At 60.9% G+C, this 23077-nt stretch carries 24 protein-coding genes and 1 pseudogene; 20 read left to right on the top strand and 5 right to left on the bottom strand.

Annotated elements, in window-relative coordinates; all coding sequences use genetic code 11:
• Positions 1-208 precede the first annotated feature (208 nt).
• The 9 genes from argS to ACTJKS_RS07805 all read left to right on the top strand — a co-directional run bounded on the left by argS (position 209) and on the right by ACTJKS_RS07805 (position 10849).
• Complete coding sequence (gene argS / locus ACTJKS_RS07845) at positions 209-1945, top strand: arginine--tRNA ligase (protein ID WP_108181442.1); 1737 nt, start codon at positions 209-211, stop codon at positions 1943-1945.
• Between the two features lies 1 nt (position 1946).
• Complete coding sequence (locus ACTJKS_RS07840) at positions 1947-2654, top strand: SPOR domain-containing protein (protein ID WP_041074932.1); 708 nt, start codon at positions 1947-1949, stop codon at positions 2652-2654.
• 288 nt (positions 2655-2942) lie between these two features.
• On the top strand, positions 2943-3473 hold the full coding sequence (gene hslV, locus ACTJKS_RS07835) for an ATP-dependent protease subunit HslV (protein ID WP_007968352.1): 531 nt from the start codon (positions 2943-2945) through the stop codon (positions 3471-3473).
• Between the two features lie 55 nt (positions 3474-3528).
• Positions 3529-4866 carry an ATP-dependent protease ATPase subunit HslU gene (hslU, locus tag ACTJKS_RS07830; RefSeq protein ID WP_047290886.1) on the top strand — a complete coding sequence of 446 codons (1338 nt, stop codon included), beginning with the start codon at positions 3529-3531 and terminating at the stop codon, positions 4864-4866.
• 119 nt (positions 4867-4985) lie between these two features.
• Positions 4986-5363, top strand: a complete 378-nt coding sequence (locus tag ACTJKS_RS07825; protein ID WP_086793902.1) for a gamma-butyrobetaine hydroxylase-like domain-containing protein — start codon at positions 4986-4988, stop codon at positions 5361-5363.
• A 257-nt stretch (positions 5364-5620) separates the two neighbouring features.
• A complete protein-coding gene (gene phaC, locus ACTJKS_RS07820; RefSeq protein WP_262947728.1) occupies positions 5621-7300 on the top strand; it encodes a class II poly(R)-hydroxyalkanoic acid synthase in 1680 nt (559 codons plus the stop codon).
• Between the two features lie 221 nt (positions 7301-7521).
• Entirely contained in the window at positions 7522-8376 is an 855-nt protein-coding gene (phaZ, locus tag ACTJKS_RS07815) for a poly(3-hydroxyalkanoate) depolymerase (RefSeq protein ID WP_041074940.1), read from the top strand.
• A gap of 139 nt (positions 8377-8515) precedes the next feature.
• Positions 8516-10198: a class II poly(R)-hydroxyalkanoic acid synthase gene (gene phaC, locus ACTJKS_RS07810; RefSeq protein ID WP_041074942.1), complete on the top strand. Its 1683-nt coding sequence runs from the start codon at positions 8516-8518 to the stop codon at positions 10196-10198.
• Between the two features lie 30 nt (positions 10199-10228).
• Positions 10229-10849, top strand: a complete 621-nt coding sequence (locus tag ACTJKS_RS07805) for a TetR/AcrR family transcriptional regulator (protein WP_262947727.1) — start codon at positions 10229-10231, stop codon at positions 10847-10849.
• A gap of 171 nt (positions 10850-11020) precedes the next feature.
• On the opposite strand, the gene ACTJKS_RS07800 is transcribed toward ACTJKS_RS07805, so the two are convergent.
• The 3 genes from ACTJKS_RS07800 to ACTJKS_RS07790 form a co-directional block, all read right to left on the bottom strand.
• Entirely contained in the window at positions 11021-11917 is an 897-nt protein-coding gene (locus tag ACTJKS_RS07800; protein ID WP_198760257.1) for a phasin family protein, read from the bottom strand.
• Between the two features lie 10 nt (positions 11918-11927).
• A complete protein-coding gene (locus ACTJKS_RS07795; protein ID WP_041074948.1) occupies positions 11928-12350 on the bottom strand; it encodes a phasin family protein in 423 nt (140 codons plus the stop codon).
• 205 nt (positions 12351-12555) lie between these two features.
• Positions 12556-12831 carry a polyhydroxyalkanoic acid system family protein gene (locus tag ACTJKS_RS07790; RefSeq protein ID WP_003220859.1) on the bottom strand — a complete coding sequence of 92 codons (276 nt, stop codon included), beginning with the start codon at positions 12829-12831 and terminating at the stop codon, positions 12556-12558.
• 154 nt (positions 12832-12985) lie between these two features.
• On the opposite strand from ACTJKS_RS07790, the gene ubiE reads away from it, so the two are divergent.
• The 11 genes and pseudogenes from ubiE (at position 12986) to ACTJKS_RS07735 (ending at position 21178) form a co-directional block, all read left to right on the top strand.
• The gene (gene ubiE, locus ACTJKS_RS07785; protein ID WP_007961779.1) at positions 12986-13756 is read left to right on the top strand and encodes a bifunctional demethylmenaquinone methyltransferase/2-methoxy-6-polyprenyl-1,4-benzoquinol methylase UbiE; all 771 of its coding nucleotides are present in this window, start codon (positions 12986-12988) and stop codon (positions 13754-13756) included.
• Positions 13756-14379, top strand: a complete 624-nt coding sequence (locus ACTJKS_RS07780) for a ubiquinone biosynthesis accessory factor UbiJ (protein ID WP_086793910.1) — start codon at positions 13756-13758, stop codon at positions 14377-14379. The genes ubiE and ACTJKS_RS07780 overlap by 1 nt, the downstream gene beginning before the upstream one ends.
• Entirely contained in the window at positions 14376-15980 is a 1605-nt protein-coding gene (ubiB, locus tag ACTJKS_RS07775) for a ubiquinone biosynthesis regulatory protein kinase UbiB (protein WP_108181436.1), read from the top strand. The genes ACTJKS_RS07780 and ubiB overlap by 4 nt, the downstream gene beginning before the upstream one ends.
• 80 nt (positions 15981-16060) lie before the next feature.
• A complete protein-coding gene (gene hisI, locus ACTJKS_RS07770; RefSeq protein ID WP_007909357.1) occupies positions 16061-16462 on the top strand; it encodes a phosphoribosyl-AMP cyclohydrolase in 402 nt (133 codons plus the stop codon).
• Positions 16455-16787 (top strand): phosphoribosyl-ATP diphosphatase, encoded by a 333-nt coding sequence (locus ACTJKS_RS07765; protein WP_003220849.1) that lies wholly within the window; start codon positions 16455-16457, stop codon positions 16785-16787. Before hisI ends, ACTJKS_RS07765 begins: the two co-directional genes overlap by 8 nt.
• A gap of 25 nt (positions 16788-16812) precedes the next feature.
• The gene (locus ACTJKS_RS07760; RefSeq protein WP_003220847.1) at positions 16813-17094 is read left to right on the top strand and encodes a twin-arginine translocase TatA/TatE family subunit; all 282 of its coding nucleotides are present in this window, start codon (positions 16813-16815) and stop codon (positions 17092-17094) included.
• 9 nt (positions 17095-17103) lie between these two features.
• Positions 17104-17568 carry a Sec-independent protein translocase protein TatB gene (gene tatB, locus ACTJKS_RS07755; protein WP_108181435.1) on the top strand — a complete coding sequence of 155 codons (465 nt, stop codon included), beginning with the start codon at positions 17104-17106 and terminating at the stop codon, positions 17566-17568.
• The gene (gene tatC / locus ACTJKS_RS07750) at positions 17565-18356 is read left to right on the top strand and encodes a twin-arginine translocase subunit TatC (RefSeq protein ID WP_041071516.1); all 792 of its coding nucleotides are present in this window, start codon (positions 17565-17567) and stop codon (positions 18354-18356) included. Before tatB ends, tatC begins: the two co-directional genes overlap by 4 nt.
• Positions 18353-19060 (top strand): 16S rRNA (uracil(1498)-N(3))-methyltransferase, encoded by a 708-nt coding sequence (locus ACTJKS_RS07745; protein ID WP_262947726.1) that lies wholly within the window; start codon positions 18353-18355, stop codon positions 19058-19060. The genes tatC and ACTJKS_RS07745 overlap by 4 nt, the downstream gene beginning before the upstream one ends.
• A gap of 201 nt (positions 19061-19261) precedes the next feature.
• Positions 19262-20323: pseudogene (locus tag ACTJKS_RS07740) on the top strand (methyl-accepting chemotaxis protein); the annotation flags it as partial.
• Complete coding sequence (locus ACTJKS_RS07735) at positions 20306-21178, top strand: methyl-accepting chemotaxis protein (protein ID WP_371260422.1); 873 nt, start codon at positions 20306-20308, stop codon at positions 21176-21178. The pseudogene ACTJKS_RS07740 and the gene ACTJKS_RS07735, both read left to right, overlap by 18 nt.
• Before the next feature lie 154 nt (positions 21179-21332).
• Here the strand turns inward: ACTJKS_RS07735 and ACTJKS_RS07730 are convergent, their stop codons facing one another.
• The gene (locus ACTJKS_RS07730) at positions 21333-22067 is read right to left on the bottom strand and encodes an amino acid ABC transporter ATP-binding protein (RefSeq protein WP_041071506.1); all 735 of its coding nucleotides are present in this window, start codon (positions 22065-22067) and stop codon (positions 21333-21335) included.
• Positions 22060-23019 carry an amino acid ABC transporter permease gene (locus ACTJKS_RS07725; protein WP_108181432.1) on the bottom strand — a complete coding sequence of 320 codons (960 nt, stop codon included), beginning with the start codon at positions 23017-23019 and terminating at the stop codon, positions 22060-22062. Before ACTJKS_RS07725 ends, ACTJKS_RS07730 begins: the two co-directional genes overlap by 8 nt.
• Positions 23020-23077 lie beyond the last annotated feature (58 nt).

Raw genomic sequence — 23077 nt, 5'->3', positions numbered from 1 at the left:
AAAAGATCGCAGCCTGCGGCAGCTCCTACAGAATCGAGCGTGTTCCCCTGTAGGAGCTGCCGCAGGCTGCGATCTTTTGCTTTTAATGTCACCACATATCCACATCCTGCCTGCTAAGGTTGGCAAGCCCGTCTTCGCAACGGATAATGCCCAGTTTTTCCACCCGCGCATCGATGCGCCGCCGCGCTTGCGGTCGAAAGAGAAGACCATGAAAGACACCATTCGCCAGCTGATCCAACAAGCCCTCACCCAACTCGTCAACGAAGGTGTGTTGCCTGAAGGCCTGTCGCCGGCGATTCAGGTGGAGAACGCCCGTGACAAGACCCACGGCGACTTCGCCAGCAACATCGCCATGATGCTGGCGAAGCCTGCGGGCATGAAGCCGCGCGATCTGGCGGAGAAAATCATTGCTGCGCTGCCGGCCGACGACAACGTCACCAAGGCCGAAATCGCCGGCCCCGGCTTCATCAACTTCTTCCAGAACACCCAGGCTCTGGCCTCGCGCCTCGACGCCGCGCTGGCCGATGCTCACGTTGGCGTGCGCAAGGCCGGTCCGGTGCAGCGCACTGTGGTCGACCTGTCGGCACCGAACCTGGCCAAAGAGATGCACGTCGGCCACCTGCGCTCGACGATCATCGGCGACGGCGTGGCCCGTGTTCTCGAGTTCCTCGGCGACGAAGTGATCCGTCAGAACCACGTGGGCGACTGGGGCACCCAGTTCGGCATGTTGATGGCTTACTTGCAGGAAAACCCGATCACCAGCGACGAGCTGTCCGATCTGGAAAACTTCTACCGCGCCGCCAAACAGCGTTTCGACGAGTCCGAAGAGTTCGCCGACCGCGCCCGTGGCCTGGTGGTCAAGCTGCAGGCCGGCGATGCCGAGTGCCTGGCGCTGTGGACCAAGTTCAAGGACATCTCGCTGTCGCACTGCCAGAAGATCTACGAACTGCTCAACGTCAAACTGACCATGGCCGACGTGATGGGCGAAAGCGCCTACAACGACGACCTGATCAACGTGGTCAACGACCTGAAAGCCGCGGGCATGCTGGTCGAGAGCAACGGCGCCCAGTGCGTGTTCCTCGACGAGTTCAAGAACGCCGACGGCGATCCGCTGCCGGTAATCATCGTCAAGGCCGATGGCGGTTACCTGTACGCCACCACTGACCTGGCAGCCGTGCGCTACCGTTCTGGCAAACTGAAAGCCGACCGCGCGCTGTACTTCGTCGACCAGCGTCAGGCCCTGCACTTCCAGCAAGTGTTCGCCGTGGCGCGCAAGGCCGGTTTCGTGACCCATCCGATGGAAATGGAGCACATGGGCTTCGGCACCATGAATGGCGCCGATGGCCGTCCGTTCAAGACCCGTGATGGCGGCACCGTGAAGCTGATCGATTTGCTGACCGAAGCCCAGGAACGTGCCTACAACCTGGTCAAAGAGAAAAACCCGGAGCTGGCCGAAGACGAACTGCGCAACATCGCCAAGGTCGTCGGCATCGGTGCGGTGAAATACGCCGACCTGTCCAAGCACCGCACCAGCGACTACAGCTTCAACTTCGACCTGATGCTGAATTTCGAAGGCAACACCGCACCGTATCTGCTGTACGCCTACACTCGCGTGGCTGGCGTGTTCCGCAAACTGGGCAAGGACTTCAGCGAAGTCGACGGCCAGATCGTTCTCGAAGCCGAGCACGAACACGAGCTGGCGGCGAAACTGGCGCAGTTCGGCGAAGTGCTGAACAACGTCGCGGAAAAAGGCACGCCGCACATCCTCTGCACTTATCTGTATGACGTCGCCGGTCTGTTCTCCAGCTTCTACGAGAACTGCCCGATCCTCGCCGCCGAGACGCCGGCCCAGATGCAGAGCCGTCTGCGCCTGGCCGCGCTGACCGGTCGTACTCTCAAGCAAGGCCTGGAACTGCTGGGCCTGGAAACTCTGGAGCGCATGTAAGTTGGCTGCCAAGAAAAAACCTGCACCCAAGCGTGGCGCCAGCCGTTACCAAGCTCCTGCAAAGCAACCGATTCCGGGCTGGCTGTGGATGGCCATCGGCCTGACGGTCGGTGCGTTCATCGTATTCCTGATGAAACTGGAGCCGGGCAAGGGCAGCGACACGGTCAAGCGCGAGAAAGTCGAGCAGGCGCAGCAGCAGAAAGCGTCGAAGATCGCCGAGGCCAACAAGACCCCGCCGAGCCCGACGCAACCGGTGAAGCCGAAGTACGACTTCTACACCCTGCTGCCGGAATCGGAAGTGATCGTGCCGCCGGATGCCGTGCCGGAGAAAACCTTGCCGACGCCACAAGTGCCGACCACGCCGGTCACCCCGGCGGAAGCGGCGAAGATCGACACCGCGCGGGCGCAGGCTGCGCTGTCAGGTATTACCCCGCCGCCAGCGCCGCCGGTGGCGAAAGCGGCGCCGGTGACCAAGTTCTTCCTCCAGGCCGGCTCGTTCCGCAAAGAGGCGGACGCGGACAAGGTGCGGGCGCAGATCATTCTGCTGGGCCAGGCTGTTTCGGTTGAGTCGGGCACGGTGAAGGATGAAACCTGGTACCGCGTATTGGTCGGCCCGTTCAGCAATCGCGAGCAACTGACCACCGCACAGAAACAACTGGCCGGCAGCGGTTTCAGCAACCTGTTGTTACAACAACGCCAGAGCCGCTGACCTCTCGCCGAACGTAATCGTTCGGCGGACTTTGTGGCGAGGGAGCTTGCTCCCGCTGGGGTGCGAAGCGCCCCCAAACCCTGTGAATCCGGTGCATCAGACAGACCGGGGTTGCAGGTTTTACGACTGCTGCGCAGCCGAGCGGGAGCAAGCTCCCTCGCCACAGGGATTTGCATCCCCCTCCATCACCGCTCGTCCCCTCTCCCGCGCTGTGGTTGAAATCCTATCCAGCACCCCCATATGAATGGGCATAAGGCATTTTCGCCCCGCTGCGTGGAGACTCTTCCCTTGACCACCATCGTTTCAGTCCGCCGCCACGGCAAAGTCGTCATGGGCGGCGACGGCCAGGTTTCTCTCGGCAATACCGTGATGAAAGGCAACGCGAAGAAAGTTCGTCGCCTGTACCACGGCCAGGTCATCGCCGGTTTCGCCGGTGCCACCGCCGACGCCTTTACCCTGTTCGAACGCTTCGAAGGGCAGCTCGAGAAACACCAGGGCCACCTGATCCGCGCCGCTGTCGAACTCGCCAAAGAATGGCGCACCGACCGCTCCCTGAGCCGCCTCGAAGCCATGCTCGCGGTCGCCAACAAGGACGCCTCGCTGATCATCACCGGTAACGGTGACGTGGTCGAACCCGAAGACGGCCTGATCGCCATGGGTTCCGGCGGCGCCTACGCGCAAGCTGCGGCCAGCGCGCTGCTGAAAAAGACCGACCTGTCGGCCCGTGAGATCGTCGAAACCGCCCTCGGCATCGCCGGCGACATCTGTGTATTCACCAACCACACTCAGACCATTGAGGAGCAGGATCTCGCTGAATAAGCCTGACGCGGCCTAAGTGCCACGGCTTGTTTCTGCTTGAGGACCGTCAATTACTATGTCCATGACTCCCCGCGAAATCGTCCACGAACTCAACCGCCATATCATCGGCCAGGACGATGCCAAGCGCGCCGTCGCGATTGCCCTGCGCAACCGCTGGCGCCGCATGCAGCTGCCTGAAGAGCTGCGCGTTGAAGTGACCCCGAAAAACATTCTGATGATCGGTCCGACCGGTGTCGGTAAAACCGAAATCGCCCGTCGTCTGGCGAAGCTGGCCAACGCGCCGTTCATCAAGGTCGAAGCGACCAAATTCACCGAAGTCGGCTATGTTGGGCGTGACGTCGAATCGATCATCCGTGATCTGGCCGATGCCGCAATCAAGATGCTCCGCGAGCAGGAAATGACCCGCGTGCGTCACCGTGCCGAAGACGCTGCCGAGGATCGTATCCTCGACGCACTGCTGCCACCGGCACGCATGGGTTTCAGTAACGAAGAAACCCCGAGCAGCGATTCCAACACCCGTCAGCTGTTCCGCAAGCGCCTGCGTGAAGGTCAGCTGGACGACAAGGAAATCGAGATCGAAGTCGCCGAAGTGGCCGGCATCGAAATCGCTACGCCACCTGGCATGGAAGAGATGACCAGCCAGTTGCAGAACCTGTTCGCCAACATGGGCAAGGGCAAGAAGAAAGCCCGCAAGCTCAAGGTCAAAGAAGCGCTGAAACTGGTGCGCGACGAAGAGGCCGGGCGTCTGGTCAACGAAGAAGAGCTGAAGGCCAAGGCGCTGGAAGCGGTCGAGCAACACGGCATCGTGTTCATCGACGAAATCGACAAGGTCGCCAAGCGCGGCAATGTCGGCGGCGCCGATGTCTCCCGTGAAGGCGTACAGCGCGACCTGCTGCCGCTGATCGAAGGCTGCACCGTCAACACCAAGCTGGGCATGGTCAAGACCGACCACATCCTGTTCATCGCCTCCGGTGCGTTCCACCTGAGCAAGCCGAGCGATCTGGTGCCTGAGCTGCAGGGTCGTCTGCCGATCCGCGTCGAACTCAAGGCCCTGAGCCCGGAAGACTTCGAACGCATCCTCAGCGAACCGCACGCCTCGCTCACCGAGCAATACTGTGCGCTGCTGAAAACCGAAGGCCTGAACATCCAGTTCCAGCCCGAAGGTATCAAGCGTCTGGCGGAGATCGCCTGGCAGGTCAACGAGAAGACCGAGAACATCGGTGCCCGTCGCCTGCACACGCTGCTTGAGCGTCTGCTGGAAGAGGTATCGTTCAGCGCCGGCGACCTGGCCAGCGCGCATGACGACCAGCCGATCCTGATCGACGCTGCGTACGTCAACAGCCATCTGGGCGAATTGGCGCAGAACGAAGACCTGTCCCGTTATATCCTGTAGGTCACTCTTCCCTGTAGGAGCTGCCGCAGGCTGCGATCTTTTGATCTTGAAAAGCAAAATCAAAAGATCGCAGCCTGCGGCAGCTCCTACAGGGGTTCATCACAGTCGGATGACCTGCAATGACCACGATCCCCACCGACATCAAACTGCACAAAGCCTCGAAAACCCTGACGCTCAAGTACGCGTCCGGCGAGGAGTACACCCTGCCCGCGGAATTTCTGCGCGTGCACTCCCCTTCCGCCGAGGTCCAGGGCCACGGCAAACCGATCCTGCAATTCGGCAAGCTCAATGTCGGCCTCAGCGGCCTGGAACCGGCCGGTCACTACGCACTGAAACTGACCTTCGACGACGGTCACGACAGCGGCTTGTTCACCTGGGATTACCTCTACGAGCTGGGGCGACGTTATGACGCACTCTGGGCCGATTATCTGGCCGAGCTCAAAGCCGCCGGAAAAACCCGCGATCCGGACCAGTCGATTGTCAAGCTGATGCTCTAGTCCGAGACTCTTGCTCTTTAGAGGGCATTTTCTAAATTCATCTGTTTGAATGCTGCGCCTGGCGGTCGAGGATCGGCTGCTTGCGAAAAAAATTAAACTCGGGTAACCAATGGAGCTGGCAAGTTCCCTGCAGTGCTCTATGAACTGTAAAGCAGCTATGCAGAATTAACGGTCACCCGAGCAGTAGTACCTGGCATTGGCTGTGGAACTGCACAGCTGAAACCGGGTACTCGTCTCAGGACAATGGAGCGTCGTAGATGAGTAACAAGAATAACGATGACCTGAAGTACCAAGCCTCGGAAAACACCCTGGGGCTTAATCCCGTCGTTGGGCTACGCGGAAAGGATCTGCTGGCCTCTGCTCGAATGGTGCTGACCCAGGCCATCAAACAACCTATCCATAGCGTCAAGCACGTCACCCATTTCGGCCTCGAACTGAAGAACGTGCTATTCGGCAAATCCGAACTGCAACCGGCCAGCGATGACCGTCGCTTCGTTGATCCGGCGTGGAGTCAGAACCCGCTCTACAAACGTTATCTGCAAACCTACCTGGCGTGGCGCAAGGAGCTCCATTCCTGGATCGACGACAGCAGCCTGTCCCCCAAAGACATCGCGCGCGGCCACTTCGTGATCAACCTGATGACCGAAGCCATGGCCCCGACCAATACCGCAGCCAACCCGGCGGCGGTCAAACGCTTCTTCGAGACCGGCGGCAAAAGCCTGCTCGATGGCCTCTCGCATCTGGCCAAGGATCTGGTGCACAACGGCGGCATGCCGAGCCAGGTCAACATGGGCGCGTTCGAGGTCGGCAAGAGCCTGGGCGTGACCGAAGGCGCGGTGGTGTTTCGCAACGACGTGCTGGAGCTGATCCAGTACAAGCCGATCACCGAGCAAGTCCACGAGCGCCCGCTGCTCGTGGTGCCACCCCAGATCAACAAGTTCTACGTATTCGACCTGAGCCCGGACAAAAGTCTGGCGCGCTTCTGCCTGCGCAATAACGTGCAGACCTTCATCGTCAGCTGGCGCAACCCGACCAAGGCCCAGCGCGAGTGGGGCCTTTCGACTTACATCGATGCGCTCAAGGAAGCCGTCGACGTGGTCACGGCCATCACCGGCAGCAAAGACGTAAACATGCTCGGCGCCTGCTCCGGCGGCATTACCTGCACCGCCCTGCTCGGCCACTACGCCACGATCGGCGAGAACAAGGTCAACGCCCTCACGCTGCTGGTCAGCGTGCTCGACACCACGCTGGACAGCGACGTCGCCCTGTTCGTCGACGAGCAGACCCTGGAGACCGCCAAGCGCCACTCCTATCAGGCCGGTGTGCTCGAAGGCAAAGACATGGCCAAGGTCTTCGCGTGGATGCGCCCCAACGACCTGATCTGGAACTACTGGGTCAACAACTACCTGCTCGGCAACGAGCCGCCGGTGTTCGACATCCTGTTCTGGAACAACGACACCACCCGGTTGCCGGCCGCGTTCCACGGCGACCTGATCGAGATGTTCAAAAACAACCCACTGATTCGGCCCAATGCACTGGAAGTGTGCGGCACGCCGATCGACCTCAAGCAGGTCACTGCCGACATTTTCTCGCTGGCCGGCACCAACGACCACATCACCCCGTGGAAGTCCTGCTACAAGTCGGCGCAGCTGTTTGGCGGCAAGGTCGAGTTCGTGCTGTCGAGCAGCGGGCATATCCAGAGCATCCTGAACCCGCCGGGCAACCCGAAATCGCGTTACATGACCAGCGAAGGCATGGCCGCCAATGCCGATGACTGGCAAGAGAACTCGACCAAGCACACCGATTCCTGGTGGCTGTACTGGCAGGCATGGCAGGCCGAGCGCTCGGGCGATCTGAAGAAGGCGCCACTGAAACTGGGCAACAAGGCTTATCCGGCAGGCGAAGCATCGCCGGGCACTTACGTACATGAGCGGTAACTGACACCACCCGACGTCCCAAACTGTGGAGTGAATTTGTGGTGAGGGGATTTATCCCCGATGGGTCGCGCAGCGGCCCCAAAACCAACTGACGCGGTGCAACTGACAAACCGCATCCATTGATTTTGCGACTGCTTCGCAGCCGATCGGGGATAAATCCCCTCGCCACAGAATCACTCCTACAGGGGAGCGGGGATGAATTAATCCACAGGGCCTGAAGCATGCCGCAACCGTTCATTTTCCGTACCGTCGACCTGGATGGTCAGACCCTCCGCACGGCGGTACGCCCCGGCAAGCCTCATTTGACGCCCTTGCTGATTTTCAACGGCATCGGCGCCAACCTGGAGCTGGTGTTTCCATTTGTCGCGGCGCTGGACCCGGATCTGGAAGTGATCGCCTTCGACGTGCCCGGTGTCGGCGGCTCGTCGACGCCCAACCGGCCGTATCGCTTTCCCGGGCTGGCGAAGCTGACCGCGCGGATGCTCGACTACCTCGATTACGGCCAGGTCAACGTCATCGGCGTGTCCTGGGGCGGCGCGCTGGCGCAGCAGTTTGCTCACGACTACCCCGAGCGCTGCAAAAAACTGGTGCTGGCAGCGACCGCCGCCGGTGCGGTGATGGTGCCGGGTAAACCGAAAGTGCTGTGGATGATGGCCAGTCCGCGGCGCTACATTCAGCCATCGCACGTGATCCGTATCGCCCCGCTGATCTACGGCGGCTCGTTCCGCCGCGACCCGACGCTGGCCGCCAGCCATGCCGCCAAGGTGCGTTCGGCGGGCAAGCTCGGCTACTACTGGCAGCTGTTCGCCGGCCTGGGCTGGACCAGCATTCACTGGCTGCACAAGATCCATCAGCCGACGCTGGTACTGGCCGGCGACGACGATCCGCTGATCCCGCTGATCAACATGCGCATGCTTGCCTGGCGGATTCCCAACGCCCAGCTGCACATCATCGACGACGGCCATCTGTTCCTGATCACCCGCGCCGAAGCCGTGGCGCCGATCATCATGAAATTCCTTGAGGAGGAACGCCAGCGCGCCGTGATGCATCCGCATCCGACCCCACTGGGCGGCTGAATCACTGCGGCAGGCTTTATGCAGGGTTTTGAACAAAGTGCGCGGCAGGACGCCGCGCGGGCAGCAACCCGTAACAGCGACTATGGTGTTCTGGTTCGGTGAGTTTGTTTTTGACCTGAAGACGAAGGAGTGTTGAGTCATGCGCGACAAACCAGCGACGGGCGTTGTGCCCAGCCCCGCCGTGTTCATCAACGCACAAAGTGCGATCACCGGCCTGCGCGGCCGGGACCTGATCTCGACCTTGCGCAGCGTCGCCGCCCACGGTCTGCGCAACCCGATTCACAGCGCGAAGCACGCCTTGAAACTCGGTGGCCAACTCGGTCGCGTGTTGCTCGGTGAAACCCTGCACCCGACCAACCCGAACGACAGCCGCTTCGCTGATCCGGCATGGAGCCTCAATCCGTTCTACCGGCGCAGCCTGCAGGCCTATCTGGCCTGGCAAAAACAGGTCAAGAGCTGGATTGATGAAAGCAACATGAGCGATGACGATCGCGCCCGCGCGCACTTCGCCTTCACCTTGCTCAACGACGCGGTGGCACCGTCGAATACGCTGCTCAACCCGCTGGCAGTCAAGGAGCTGTTCAACTCCGGCGGGCAAAGTCTGGTGCGCGGTCTGAGTCATCTGTTCGATGACCTGCTGCACAACGACGGCCTGCCGCGCCAGGTCACCAAACAGGCATTCGAGGTCGGCAAGACCGTCGCCACCACCTCTGGCGCCGTGGTGTTTCGCAACGAGATGCTTGAACTGATCCAGTACAAGTCGATGAGCGAAAAGCAATACGCCAAGCCGCTGCTGGTGGTGCCGCCGCAAATCAACAAGTACTACATTTTCGACCTCAGCCCGCAGAACAGCTTCGTCCAGTACGCGCTGAAAAATGGCCTGCAGACGTTCATGATCAGTTGGCGCAATCCAGACGTGCGCCATCGCGAATGGGGCTTGTCGACCTACGTCGAAGCAGTGGAAGAAGCGATGAACATCTGCCGGGCGATCACCGGCGCCCGCGACGTCAACCTGATGGGCGCCTGCGCCGGTGGCCTGACCATTGCCGCCCTGCAGGGGCATTTGCAAGCCAAGCGGCAGCTGCGACGTGTCTCCAGCGCGACCTATCTGGTCAGCCTGCTCGACAGTCAGATTGAAACCCCGGCCACGCTGTTCGCCGATGAACAAACCCTCGAAGCCGCCAAGCGCCGCTCCTATCAGAAAGGCGTGCTCGACGGACGCGACATGGCCAAGGTGTTTGCCTGGATGCGCCCCAACGATCTGATCTGGAGCTACTTCGTCAACAATTACCTGTTGGGCAAAGAGCCGCCCGCGTTCGACATCCTTTACTGGAACAACGACAACACCCGCCTGCCCGCCGCATTTCACGGCGACCTGCTGGACTTCTTCAAGCACAACCCGCTGACCCATCCGGGCGGGCTGGAAGTCTGTGGCACGCCGATCGACCTGCAGAAAGTGACGGTCGACAGCTTCAGCGTGGCCGGCATGAATGACCACATCACGCCGTGGGACGCGGTGTACCGCTCGACCCTGTTGCTTGGCGGGGAGCGGCGCTTCGTGCTGTCCAACAGTGGCCACGTGCAAAGCATCCTCAACCCGCCGAGCAACCCGAAAGCCAACTACGTCGAGAACGGCAAGCTCAGCAGCGATCCACGCGCCTGGTACTACGACGCCAAACGCGTCGACGGCAGCTGGTGGCCACAGTGGCTGGAGTGGATTCAGCAACGCTCCGGCGCCCAGCGCGAAACCACGTTCACGCTCGGCAACCCGAACTATCCACCGATGGAGGCAGCACCCGGCACCTACGTGCATGTGCGCTGACGCTTAACCGAACTTTTCTAAGAAGACTGGATGAAAACCCGCGACCGGATTCTCGAATGTGCCCTGCAACTGTTCAACGAAAAGGGTGAGCCCAATGTCTCCACCATGGAGGTTGCCAACGAAATGGGGATCAGCCCCGGCAACCTCTACTACCACTTCCACGGCAAGGAGCCGCTGATTCTCGGCCTGTTCGAGCGTTTCCAGAATGAACTGACGCCACTGCTCGACCCACCGTCGGACGTCGAGCTGGCGCCGGAGGATTACTGGCTGTTTCTGCACTTGATCGTCGAGCGCCTGGCGCAATACCGGTTTCTGTTCCAGGACCTGTCGAACCTTGCCGGGCGGCTGCCGAAACTGGCCAAAGGCATTCGTCATCTGCTCAATGCGCTCAAGCGCACCCTGGCGTCATTGCTGGCGCAGTTGAAGGCGGCAGGGCAGTTGGTCAGTGATACCCAGGCGTTGGGGCAACTGGTGGAGCAGATCACCATGACCCTGCTGTTCTCGCTGGACTATCAACGGATACTCGATCGCGAAGGTGAGGTCAGGCTGGTGGTGTACCAGATCATGATGCTGGTGGCGCCACATCTGCTGCCGCCGGTGAAAGTCGCCACCGAACGTATGGCCCTGCAGTATCTTGAAGATCACGAGTGATCCAGAATCAAAAGATCGCAGCCTGCGGCAGCTCCTACATTGGTCATGTTCGCCACCCATTTTTCGGTTTGGCAACGATTCTGTAGGAGCTGCCGCAGGCTGCGATCTTTTGATCTTCAAACAAAAACGCCCGACCTTCACAGGCCGGGCGTTTTGTTTTGCCCTGAAAAATCAGGACTGACTGGTGGGTGTCGACGGCGTCGATGCAACAGTCGGGGTCGCTACCGGAGTCGGTGCAGCGGCGGAGTTCGACGCGCTGGCCGGGGTTGCCGGGGTAGCAGGTTTAGCCGCCGGGGCGGCCGGTTTTGGCGCGGCAGCTTTCGGCGCGGCCGGTTTTTTCACTGCCGGCTTTTTCGCCGCAGCCGGTTTCGCGGCTGGCTTGGCAGCAGGTTTTGCCGCTGCGGTTTTCGCTGCTGGCTTGGCGGCTGGTTTTGCCGCCGGTTTCGCAGCGGCTTTGGCGGCTACCGGTTTGGCTGCAGCTTTTGCTGCCGGCTTGGCGGCGGCGGTTTTAGCGGCAGGTTTGGCTGCTGCGGTTTTGGCTGCAGGCTTGGCCGCTGCTTTGGCAGCGGGTTTCGCCGCCGCTTTGGCCAGTGGCTTGGCGGCGGTTTTGGCTGCCGGTTTGGCCGCTGCAGTTTTCGCCGCGACCGGCTGGGTCTTCAGACCGGTGAGTTTCTCGATCTGCTTGGTCAGGGTTTCAACCTTGCTGTGCAGCGCTTTGACTTCATTGCGGCTTGGTACACCCAGGCGCGAAATCGCGCTGTTCAGGCGCTTGTCGAAAGCCCCTTCCAGCTCGTCCCACTTGCCCAGTGCACGATCTTTCACGCCGCTGATGCGCGACTTGGCCGACGAAGCGGAGTCCTTGGCGGCATCGACTTTCTTGCCGACTGCAGACTTGGTGAGCTTCTCGGCTTTCTCGCCGTCTTTGACCAGTGACTCGAAGAGCTTGCTGCCGTCAGTGTCGATCTTCGAGTACACGCCTAAACCAGCCAGCCAGATTTTGCGGGAGTAGTCTTCGACTTTCCCAATCCACGAGCTGCCTTCTTTATCGGTGTTCTTTTTACCAGCCATCCCGTTCTCCTTAAGATTTACGCGCGACGCGTTCGAGCAATGCCGTCAGCTCATCGAGCTTAGCAGAGAGTGTCTCAACGTCATGTTTAGACGGAATGCCGATACGATTCAAGGCGCTCGCCACACGGGAGTCGAACGCCTTCTCGACCTTGTCGAGCTGAACTTCGACACGACCTTTGAACGAGCTGACTTCACCCTTGGCTTCATCGATCTCGGCGTTGGCGGCTTCAAGTTTTTCGGTGACGGCTTTTTTGCCTTTCTTTTCAACAGTTTGACCAGCCTTGATCAACTCCTGAAAGTAGTCGCTGCCCTCTTGGCCGACCTTGGCGTAGGCACCCAGGCCTGCCAGCCAGATCTTGCGGGCATAGGATTTGACGTCGCTCAGAGCAGAAGTCGAAGCGTCGATTTTTTTCTTCAGAATGACTTTGGCCATGGTGCACCTCACGCGCAGAAGGTTTGAGGAACTGCCCGCAAAGGTGTCGGGCTCAGGCACAAAGTAGGGAGAAAAATTAGAAACGGCACCCTAACAACTGACATAAATAAGGGGTGCCTGAATGAAAAGATCGCAGCCTTCGGCAGCTCCTACAGAGGTACACATTCCCCTGTAGGAGCTGCCGAAGGCTGCGATCTTTTGATGTTCAGACCAGCGCTTTATCCAGCGCCTTCTCGATCTCGGCTTTGATCATGCCGCTCATGGCCGACATCATGATGCCCAGTTCCACGTCGACACGGATCGAATCGTCGGCCACATGCACTGCGCCTTTCACGCCCGAGCGCTTGAGGTTCAGGGTGTCGCCCGACCACTGCGGCTCCAGGCCATATTGATCGGAGAGTTTCTGCGCCAGCTTGTCGGCCTTCTCGCGGGCGGCTTCCTTGCCCAGGCTGTGGGCACGCTCAACACTGATTTTGGCCATTGAATGACTCCTGCTTGATGAATGGGTGTCGGTAAATCTTGACCGCGTCTGCGGCAAATCGTCCCGAAGGTCGCCCATCTTACCTTTAGCCATTCCAAGACAAAGCATGGCTTGGGGATTAGAATGTCGCGCATTCTCTTTTGGTGACAGCGATATGACTGATCAGCGCAAAGGCAGCGATGCCGAACCCACCACTCACTTCGGCTTCAAAAACGTTCCGGAAAGCCAGAAAGCGGAAAAAGTCGCTGAGGTTTTCCACTCGGTAGCCGCGAAATACGACCTGATGAACGACCTTCTGTCGGGCGGCATGCACCGTCTGTGGAAGCGTTTCGCGATCGAACTGTCCGGTGTGCGTGCAGGCAACCGCGTGCTCGATATCGCCGGCGGCACCGGTGACCTGACCAAGAAATTCTCGCACCTGGTTGGCCCGACCGGTCAGGTGGTATTGGCCGACATCAACGAATCCATGCTCAAGGTCGGTCGTGACCGCCTGCTGGATCTGGGTGTGTCGGGCAACGTCGAATTCGTCCAGGCCGATGCGGAAAAGCTGCCATTCCCGGACAACCACTTCGACTGCGTGACCATCGCCTTCGGCCTGCGCAACGTGACGCACAAAGAAGACGCCCTGCGTTCGATGCTGCGCGTGCTCAAGCCCGGTGGCCGCCTGCTGGTGCTGGAGTTCTCCAAGCCGACCAACGCGCTGATGTCGAAAGCCTACGACGCCTACTCGTTCGCCTTCATGCCACTGATGGGCAAGCTGATCACCAACGACTCGGAAAGCTATCGCTACCTGGCCGAATCGATCCGCATGCACCCGAATCAGGAAACCCTGAAGTCGATGATGGTCGACGCCGGTTTCGACCGCGTGACCTATCACAACATGACTGCAGGCATCGTCGCCCTGCACCGCGGCATCAAGCCCTGATGTTGCTCACCGGGCTGCTCGCCAGCGTCGAACTCGGCCTCAACCGGGTGCTGCGTCTCGACAGCACGGCGCTGCCGCGGCTGGCGCATCTGACCGGCAAAGTGATTGCCGTGGATTGCCGCAGCCCGGCGCTGCAACTGTTCATCCTGCCCAGCGATGAGGGCCTGATGCTCGCTTCGCACTGGGAAACCGGCGTCGATTGCACCCTGCGCGCACCCGCTTCCAGCCTGGTGAAACTGGCCGTGAGCAAAGACAAGACCGCGGTGCTGCACGCCCCGGAAGTCGAGCTCGACGGTGACAGCGGTGTGTTGCTGGAACTGGCCGGCGTGTTGCAGGACCTCGAGCTGGACTGGGAGTACGAACTCTCGCGCTGGCTCGGCCCGGTCGCCACGCAATTGGTCGGAGGTCATCTGCGCAGCCGCGCGCGCTGGTATCAACAAGGATTTGCCAGCCTCAACCAGAACCTCGCCGAATACCTCGCCGAAGAATCGCGCACCCTCGTCGGCCAGCGCGAAGCCGAAGCGCGGTTCAGCGAGCTGGACCGGATCAAACTTGATCTGGAACGTCTCGAGGCGCGTTTCGAGCGCCTTTCCCGATCCCTCGACCCAAGCGATAACGCATGAAGCTGCTTGCCGTCCGCCGTCTGTTGCGCATCCAGCGCGTCGTGATCCGCTACCGCCTCGATGACCTGCTGTTCGAGCTGCCGTTGCCCTGGTTTCTCCTGGCGCTGCGCTACGTGCTGCCGTGGCGCTGGTTCCCGCGCAAACCGCTGGAGCTGAACCGTGGCGCGCGCCTGCGACTGGCGCTGCAGGATCTGGGGCCGATCTTCATCAAGTTCGGGCAGATTCTTTCGACCCGCCGCGACCTGCTGCCGGAAGACATCGCCGATGAACTGATGCTGCTGCAGGACCGCGTGCCGCCGTTCGATTCGCAGCTGTCGATCAAGCTGATCGAAGAACAGCTGGGCAAGAAAATCAGCGAAGTGTTCAGCCGCTTTGACGTCGAGCCGCTGGCCTCGGCCTCGGTGGCGCAGGTGCACGCTGCGCAACTGAAGACCGGCGAAGAAGTGGTGGTCAAGGTGATCCGCCCAGGCCTGAAACCGGTGATTGCCCAAGACCTGGCGTGGCTGTTCATCCTCGCCCGCGCCGCCGAAAAGATCTCCGCCGACGCCCGCCTGCTGCACCCGGTGGACGTGGTGCAGGACTACGAAAAAACCATCTACGACGAACTCGACCTGTTGCGTGAGGCGGCGAATGCCAGCCAGCTCAAGCGCAACTTCGAAGGCTCGCCGCTGCTTTACGTGCCGCAAGTCTATTGGGACTGGTGCCGGCCGAAAGTGCTGGTGATGGAGCGCATCTACGGGATTCAGGTAACGGATCTGGCGACCCTCGCCGACCAGCGCACCGACATGAAAATGCTCGCCGAGCGCGGCGTGGAGATCTTCTTCACCCAGGTGTTCCGCGACAGTTTCTTCCACGCCGACATGCACCCGGGCAACATCTTCGTCAGCACCGTCAACCCGTGGAGCCCGCAGTACATCGCGATCGACTGCGGCATCGTCGGCAGCCTGACCCCGGAAGACCAGGACTACCTGGCGCGCAACCTGTTCGCCTTCTTCAAGCGCGACTACCGCCGCGTCGCGCAATTGCACATCGATTCGGGCTGGGTGCCGGCGGAAACCAAACTCAACGAATTCGAAGCGGCGATCCGTACCGTGTGCGAGCCGATCTTCGAAAAACCGTTAAAAGATATTTCATTTGGCCAGGTGCTGATGCGCCTGTTCCAGACCGCGCGACGCTTCAACATGGAAGTGCAGCCGCAGCTGGTGCTGCTGCAAAAGACCTTGCTGAACATCGAGGGCCTCGGCCGTCAGTTGTACCCGGATCTGGATCTGTGGAACACCGCACAACCGTTTCTCGAACGCTGGATGCGCGAGCGCGTCAGCCCGAAAGCCTTGATCGGCAACGTGCAGAGCCAGTTCGAACAGCTGCCGCACTTGGCCAACATGGCCCGTGATCTGCTCGAACGCATGTCCCAACCGCACGCCTACGACCCGCCGCCACCGTGGCACAAACGCAAGGACGACTGGTTCCTGCGCCTGCTCGGCAGTGCGCACCTGGCGGGCGGTACCATCCTCGCCGCCGGCGGCCCGCTGCACGAACTGGGGCATTGGCCGGCGGGCATCATGGTGGCCGTCGGCTTGTATCTGGTCGTTCGCCGATAGCCAGTTCGCTGATCGGCTGGCACACTGTTTCAACGCCTGAACCCGACTATTGAAGTGCGGGTTCGCTGTCGGAGTCGAAGATGAAAAACTGGCTGGACGAGATCAAGTGGGACGCCGATGGCCTGGTGCCAGCGATTGCCCAGGATCACAAGACCGGACGCGTGCTGATGATGGCCTGGATGAACCGTGAAGCGCTGGAACTGACCGCTGCGGAAAACCGTGCAATCTACTGGTCACGTTCCCGTGGCAAGCTGTGGCGCAAGGGCGAAGAGTCCGGCCACGTACAGACCCTGCATGAAATGCGTCTGGACTGTGACGCCGACGTGATCATCCTGATGGTCGAACAGATTGGCGACATCGCTTGCCATACCGGCCGTCAAAGCTGCTTTTACCGCGTCTTCGAAAACGGCGACTGGAAAACGGTCGACCCTGTCTTGAAAGACCCGCACGCAATCTATTCCGCAGGACACAAACATGAGTGACACCCTGACCCGCCTCGCTCAGGTACTTGAAGAGCGCAAGGGCGCCGCTGCCGACAGCTCATATGTAGCTAGTCTGTATCACAAGGGCCTGAACAAGATTCTGGAGAAAGTCGGCGAAGAGTCGGTCGAAACCATTATTGCCGCCAAGGACGCCGCCATCAGCGGTGACTGCAGCGATGTGATCTACGAGACTGCCGACCTGTGGTTCCACAGCATGGTCATGCTCGCCCAACTGGGGCAGCATCCGCAGGCCGTGCTGGATGAACTGGATCGTCGCTTCGGTCTGTCCGGACACGTCGAGAAAGCCTCGCGTCCGTCCGCCTGAACAATTTTTAGAGAGGAACAGCAACATGGGCATTTTTGACTGGAAACACTGGATCGTCATTCTGGTAGTCGTGGTGCTGGTGTTCGGCACCAAGAAACTGAAAAACCTCGGCACCGACGTCGGCGAGTCGATCAAGGGCTTCCGTAAAGCCATGAACGATGACGAAAAACCGGCCGCCGATCCGACCGTAACGCCTGCGCAGCCGGTACCACCGGTGCAGCCGCAAGCCACTGCTCAGGCCAACCCGCCGCACACCATCGACGTGCAGGCGCAGAAAGTCGAAGAGCCGATCCGCAAAGACGTGTGAGACTGACAAATGTTTGGTATCAGCTTCTCTGAACTGCTGCTCGTCGGCCTCGTTGCCCTGCTGGTGCTGGGCCCCGAGCGTCTGCCGGGCGCTGCGCGCACCGCCGGCCTGTGGGTCGGGCGGCTGAAGCGCAGCTTCAACGCGATCAAACAGGAAGTTGAACGTGAAATCGGTGCCGACGAGATCCGTCGGCAACTGCACAACGAGCACATTCTGTCGCTGGAGCAGGAGGCGCGGAAGATTTTCACGCCGGTTCAGCAGGAGCCGACGCCGGTTGAGCATGTGGGTGAGCAGACGATTCATGCGCCAGCCGCGCCAGCCGTAACAGCTCCGATACCTGCACCTGCCGCCGCTGTAGCGCCGCCAGCCCCCGTGTCGACTGCTACAGAAACTTCGGTTGAACACGTATCTCCAACCGCCGCGCCGATCACACCTGCGCCTCACGACACCACTTTGCCGCCGCGAGCCCCATGAGCGATCTCCCCGAAAACGACCAGCACATGCCGCTGGTATCGCACCTCACCGAGTTGCGCACCCGCCTGCTGCGTTGTGTGGCGGCGGTGTTCATCATCTTCGCCGGGTTGTTCGCCTTCACCCAGCAGATCTACACCTTCGTCTCGACGCCGCTGCGCCAGTACCTGCCGGCCGGTGCGACGATGATCGCCACGGATGTGTCGTCACCGTTCCTCACGCCGCTGAAGCTGACGATGATGGTCTCGCTGTTCCTCGCGATTCCGGTGATCCTGCACCAGATCTGGGGTTTCATCGCGCCGGGCCTGTACAAGCATGAGAAGCGCGTCGCCGTGCCGCTGCTGGTGTCGAGCATCCTGCTGTTCTACACCGGCATGGCGTTCGCCTATTACTTCGTGTTCCCGCTGATCTTCAAGTTCTTCGCCGCGGCCACCCCGGCCGGCGTGGAAATGATGACCGACATCACCAGCTACCTCGACTTCGTGATGACGCTGTTCTTCGCCTTTGGCGTCGCGTTCGAAATCCCGGTGGCCGTGGTGCTGCTGGTGTGGATCGGCGTGGTCGACGTCAAATACCTGAAGAAGATCCGTCCGTACGTGATCATCGGCTGCTTCGTGGTCGGCATGATCCTCACGCCGCCGGACATCTTCTCGCAGACCCTGCTGGCCGTGCCGATGTGGATGCTGTTTGAAATCGGCATTCTGTTTGGCAACCTGGTCAGCAAACGCGAACGCCCGGACGAAACGCCGGCTGACGATCACAACGACCAGCCGCCAGCGACCCAGGCATGAACCTGCTGTTGCTCGAAGAGGCCGACTTCATCGCGGCCGACCGCGTCGTGCTGCGTGACCGGCGTCTGACGCATATGCAGGAGGTCCACCGATCCGAAGTCGGCGACAGCCTGCGTGTCGGGCGCATCAATGGGCTGATGGGTTCGGCTGAACTGTTGCGCCTTGAGGCTGGCGAAGCCGAGTTGCGCGTCAGCCTCGTTCAACCGCCACCGGCCAAGCTGCCGCTGACGCTGGTACTGGCCCTGCCGCGGCCGAAGATGTTGCGTCGGGTGTTCCAGACCGTGGCGACCATGGGCGTGTCGAAGGTGATTCTGGTCAACAGCTACCGCGTCGAGAAGAGTTTCTGGCAGACGCCGTTTCTGGAGCCGGAAGCGATTCGCGAGAATTTGATCCTCGGCCTCGAACAGGCCCGCGATACCGTGCTGCCGGACATCATCATCGAAAAACGCTTCAAGCCGTTCGTCGAAGATCGACTGCCTGCGATAACCGAAGGCACCCTCGGCCTGGTCGGCCATCCCGGCAATTTTCCGCCGTGCCCGCGCGCGTTGAGCGAACCGGTAACGCTGGCGATCGGCCCCGAAGGTGGCTGGATTCCTTACGAGATCGACTTGCTTGCCAAGTCTGGCCTGCAACCGGTGCAACTGGGCGAGCGCATCCTGCGCGTCGAAACCGCCGTCACCGCCCTCCTCGCCCGCCTGTTCTGACACACCTCTCCCTGTAGGAGCTGCCGCAGGCTGCGATCTTTTGATCTTGTTTTTTAACGGCAAGATCAAAAGATCGCAGCCTCGTTGCACTCGTCAGCTCCTACAGAAACCGGGTTGGCATTCAATTCGGGTTACAGATTGCCATCACTCCGCCGATACAGTGCCCATAAGTCCAATTAGTGGTCCGAGGGGAGTCGTCGCATGTACCGTTGGTTAGCCGAGAATCTTGGAAACGTCAGCGTCAAACGCAAGCTGGGTATCGGTTTCGGCCTGGTGCTGTTGCTCACCCTGTTGATCACCTTTACCGGCTGGACCGGCATGAGCGGCATTATCAGCCGTGGCGACAAGCTCGGCTTCATCTCCAGCCTAAATGAACTGACCAAGGACCTGCGCCTGGCGCGTCTGGACTATGAAGCGCGTCGTGGCGAACAAGGCCCGGGCGCGGTCAACGAGTTGCTGGCCAAACTCGCCAGCGGCTTGCAAACCGCGCGCGGCCTGATCGAGCAGCCCTCAGATGCGGCCATGGTCGATCAGCAACTGGCCGCTGTCGCCGAGTACAAACGCGCCTTCGCCGACATGACACAGGCCACCGTGCAGCGTGAGGACGCGCGCAGCAAGCTTGGCGCCAGTGCCGACAATGCCGTGGCCAAAGTCTCGGAAGTCGAGAAATCCATGCTGCAGGGTGACAGCGTCGCGCAATTCAACAGCGTGATCGAACTGAGCAAACTGTTGCAGCAAGCGCGCTATCAGGTGCGCGGCTACACCTACAGCGGCAAGGCCGAGGCGGAGCAGCCAGCGCTGGACGCCATCGACAATGCACTGAAAAACCTCGACAGCCTGCCGGCGAAACTGCCCGAACAGCACATCGCCAACCTGCAACAGGCCACCGACTCGATCAAGGCTTATCGCGCGGCGGTCGCCCAGTTCCGCGACTCGCAGGTGAGCAATGCCAAGGCCGGGGCAACCATGACGGCTCAGGGCGACATCCTCCTCGACGTCAGCAAGAAACTCACCGAATCGCAAACCGTAGTGCGCGATACCGATGCCGCGCACGCCAAGAACATGCTGATCATCGCCACCCTGCTGGCCGTGGCCTTCGGTTTGCTGGCTGCGTGGGCGATCACCCGGCAGATCATCATTCCACTGAACCAGACCCTGAAAGTCGCCGAACGTGTGGCTGCCGGTGACTTGACCCACAACCTGGTGTCGCAGCGTCGCGACGAACTCGGCCAGTTGCAACGTTCGATGCAGAGCATGACCCAAGGCCTGCGCGAGTTGATCGGTGGCATCAGCGACGGCGTCACGCAGATCGCCAGTGCCGCCGAAGAATTGTCTGCCGTCACCGAGCAGACCAGCGCCGGGGTCAACAATCAGAAAGTCGAAACCGACCAGGTCGCCACCGCCATGAACGAAATGGCTGCCACGGTGCAGGAAGTCGCGCGCAACGCCGAGGAAGCTTCGGAAGCGGCCGTCGCTGCTGACCAGCAGGCCCGCGAAGGCGACAAGGTGGTGGGTGAAGCCATCGCGCAGATCGAGCGCCTCGCGGCCGAGGTTGGCCACTCCACCGAGGCCATGGGCGAACTCAAGCGCGAGAGCGACAAGATCGGCAGCGTGCTCGACGTGATCAAGTCGGTGGCCCAGCAAACCAACCTGCTGGCGCTCAACGCCGCCATCGAGGCGGCGCGTGCCGGTGAAGCCGGGCGTGGCTTTGCGGTGGTCGCCGATGAAGTGCGCAGCCTCGCCCAGCGCACACAGAAGTCCACCGAAGAGATCGAAGAGCTGATCGTCGGCCTGCAGACCGGCACCCAGCAAGTGGCGACAATCATGGACAACAGCCGCAGCCTGACCGACAGCAGCGTCGAACTGACCCGCCGCGCCGGTGGCTCGCTGGAAAGCATCACCCGCACCGTCTCGGCGATTCAGGCGATGAACCAGCAGATTGCAGCGGCAGCCGAGCAGCAGAGTGCCGTGGCCGAGGAAATCAACCGTAGCGTGCTGAATGTGCGGGATGTGTCGGATCAGACGTCGGCGGCGAGTGAAGAGACCGCGGCGTCGAGTGTTGAGCTGGCGCGGTTGGGGACGCATCTGCAGATGCTGGTGGGGCGGTTCAAGGTTTGAGGTGATCCATCGACCTCGGTTCACTGTGGACCGAGGTGATGCTATCGCTGGCAAGCCAGCTCCCACAGGTTTCCAGTCGTTCACAAAGTTCGTGTTCAACCCATTTACTGTGGGAGCTGGCTTGCCAGCGATGGCGTCCGGGAGAACGCCGCCGTTACAAGACCTGACGCAGGAAAGCCTGAGCGCGCGGATCCTTCGGCGCATCGAAGAACTCCGCCGGGGACGCATCTTCCAGCAATTTGCCGTGATCGAAGAACAGCACCCGATCCGCCACTTCCCGGGCGAAGCCCATTTCGTGCGTGACGCAGACCATGGTCATGCCTTCCACGGCCAGGTTCTTCATCACATCCAGCACTTCACCGACCATTTCCGGGTCGAGGGCCGATGTCGGCTCGTCGAACAGCATCACTTTCGGGTCCATCGCCAGCGCCCGGGCAATCGCTACGCGCTGCTGCTGACCGCCGGACAGACGTGACGGGTATTCGCGAGCTTTTTGCGCAATACCGACCTTCTCCAGCAACGCCAAGGCCTTGGCCTCACTTTCCTTCTGCCCGCGCTTGCGCACGACCTTCTGCGCCAGGCAGAGGTTTTCCAGCACGGTCATGTGCGGGAACAGGTTGAAGTGCTGGAAGACCATGCCGACTTCGCGGCGGTAGGCGTTGACGTCGGTTTTCGGGTCGGCCAGTTGCAGGCCGTCGATGCTCACCGAACCCGAGTCGAACGCTTCCAGGCCATTGAGGCAGCGCAGGAAGGTCGATTTGCCGGAGCCGGACGGGCCGATCACCACCAGCACTTCGCCCTTGGCCACCGTGGTGGTGACGTTATCCACCGCCCGCACTACCTGACCACGGGTGTCGAAGACTTTTACCAGATCGCGGACTTCAATCACTTTGCGCGAGCCTCCGCTCAAGCCGGCTGGCGATTTTCGACAGCGGCAGGTTGATCAACAGATACAGGCCAGCAACGCAGAACAGGATTTCGAACGGCGAGAACGAGGTGGTGATAACTTCACGGCCGCTTTTCAGCAGCTCGGTAATCGCGATCACCGACACCAGCGAGGTGTCCTTGACCAGGCTGATGAACTGTCCGGCCAGCGGTGGCAGCACGCGTTTGAACGCTTGCGGCAGCACCACATGGCGCATCGACTGGCCGGCGCTCAGACCCAGCGAGCGGGCCGCTTCGTTCTGGCCACGGGCAATCGACTGCACACCGGAGCGGATGATCTCGGCCACGTAGGCACCGGTGAACAGCGACAACGCGGCGATCCCGGCGAACTCCCGGGACAGGTTCATCACCGTGCCTATGAAGAAGTAGAAAATGAAGATCTGCACCAGCAGCGGCGTGCCGCGCACCAGTTCGACGTAGATGCTCGACAGGTCGCGCAGGGTCGGGTTGCTCGACAAGCGGCACAGCCCGGTGACCAGACCGATCAGCAGACCGAGTACGCCGGACACTACCGACAGCCACAGCGTGGTCCAAAGGCCCCACAGCAGCGGCCCTGCCGCCCAATGCCGGGTCACGCCTACGACGTCACCTTCGGCCACATCGTCGCCCTGAGCGAATTGCAGGCTGTTTTCGTCGACGGTCAGGTGCTGCTCGTCACCGGCGTCGTTGCGCAGGGTGACCTGCGCGCTGCCGCCCTTGCGCACCAGTTCGGTGACGGTGGAGATGTCGCTGGCGCGCTGGGACTCTTCGGCCTGATAGGCGAAGTACTGCGGCACGCGGTTCCAGCGCCATTCGTAGGACATCAGCGACGTGGCGTAATACAACGCGCCCGCCAGGCCGACCAGCACCAGCACGGTCAGGACGTGCCAGGGCCATTGGGCTTGTTTCTGTTTCATTGCAGGTTCCGGAATTTTTGTTGCTCTGGGGGACCTCTTCGCGAGCAGGCTCGCTCCC

It is taken from the genome of Pseudomonas sp. 22189, assembly GCF_052045635.1.
GTDB lineage: Bacteria > Pseudomonadota > Gammaproteobacteria > Pseudomonadales > Pseudomonadaceae > Aquipseudomonas > Aquipseudomonas parakoreensis.
This window is presented reverse-complemented; position numbering and strand designations above follow the sequence as displayed.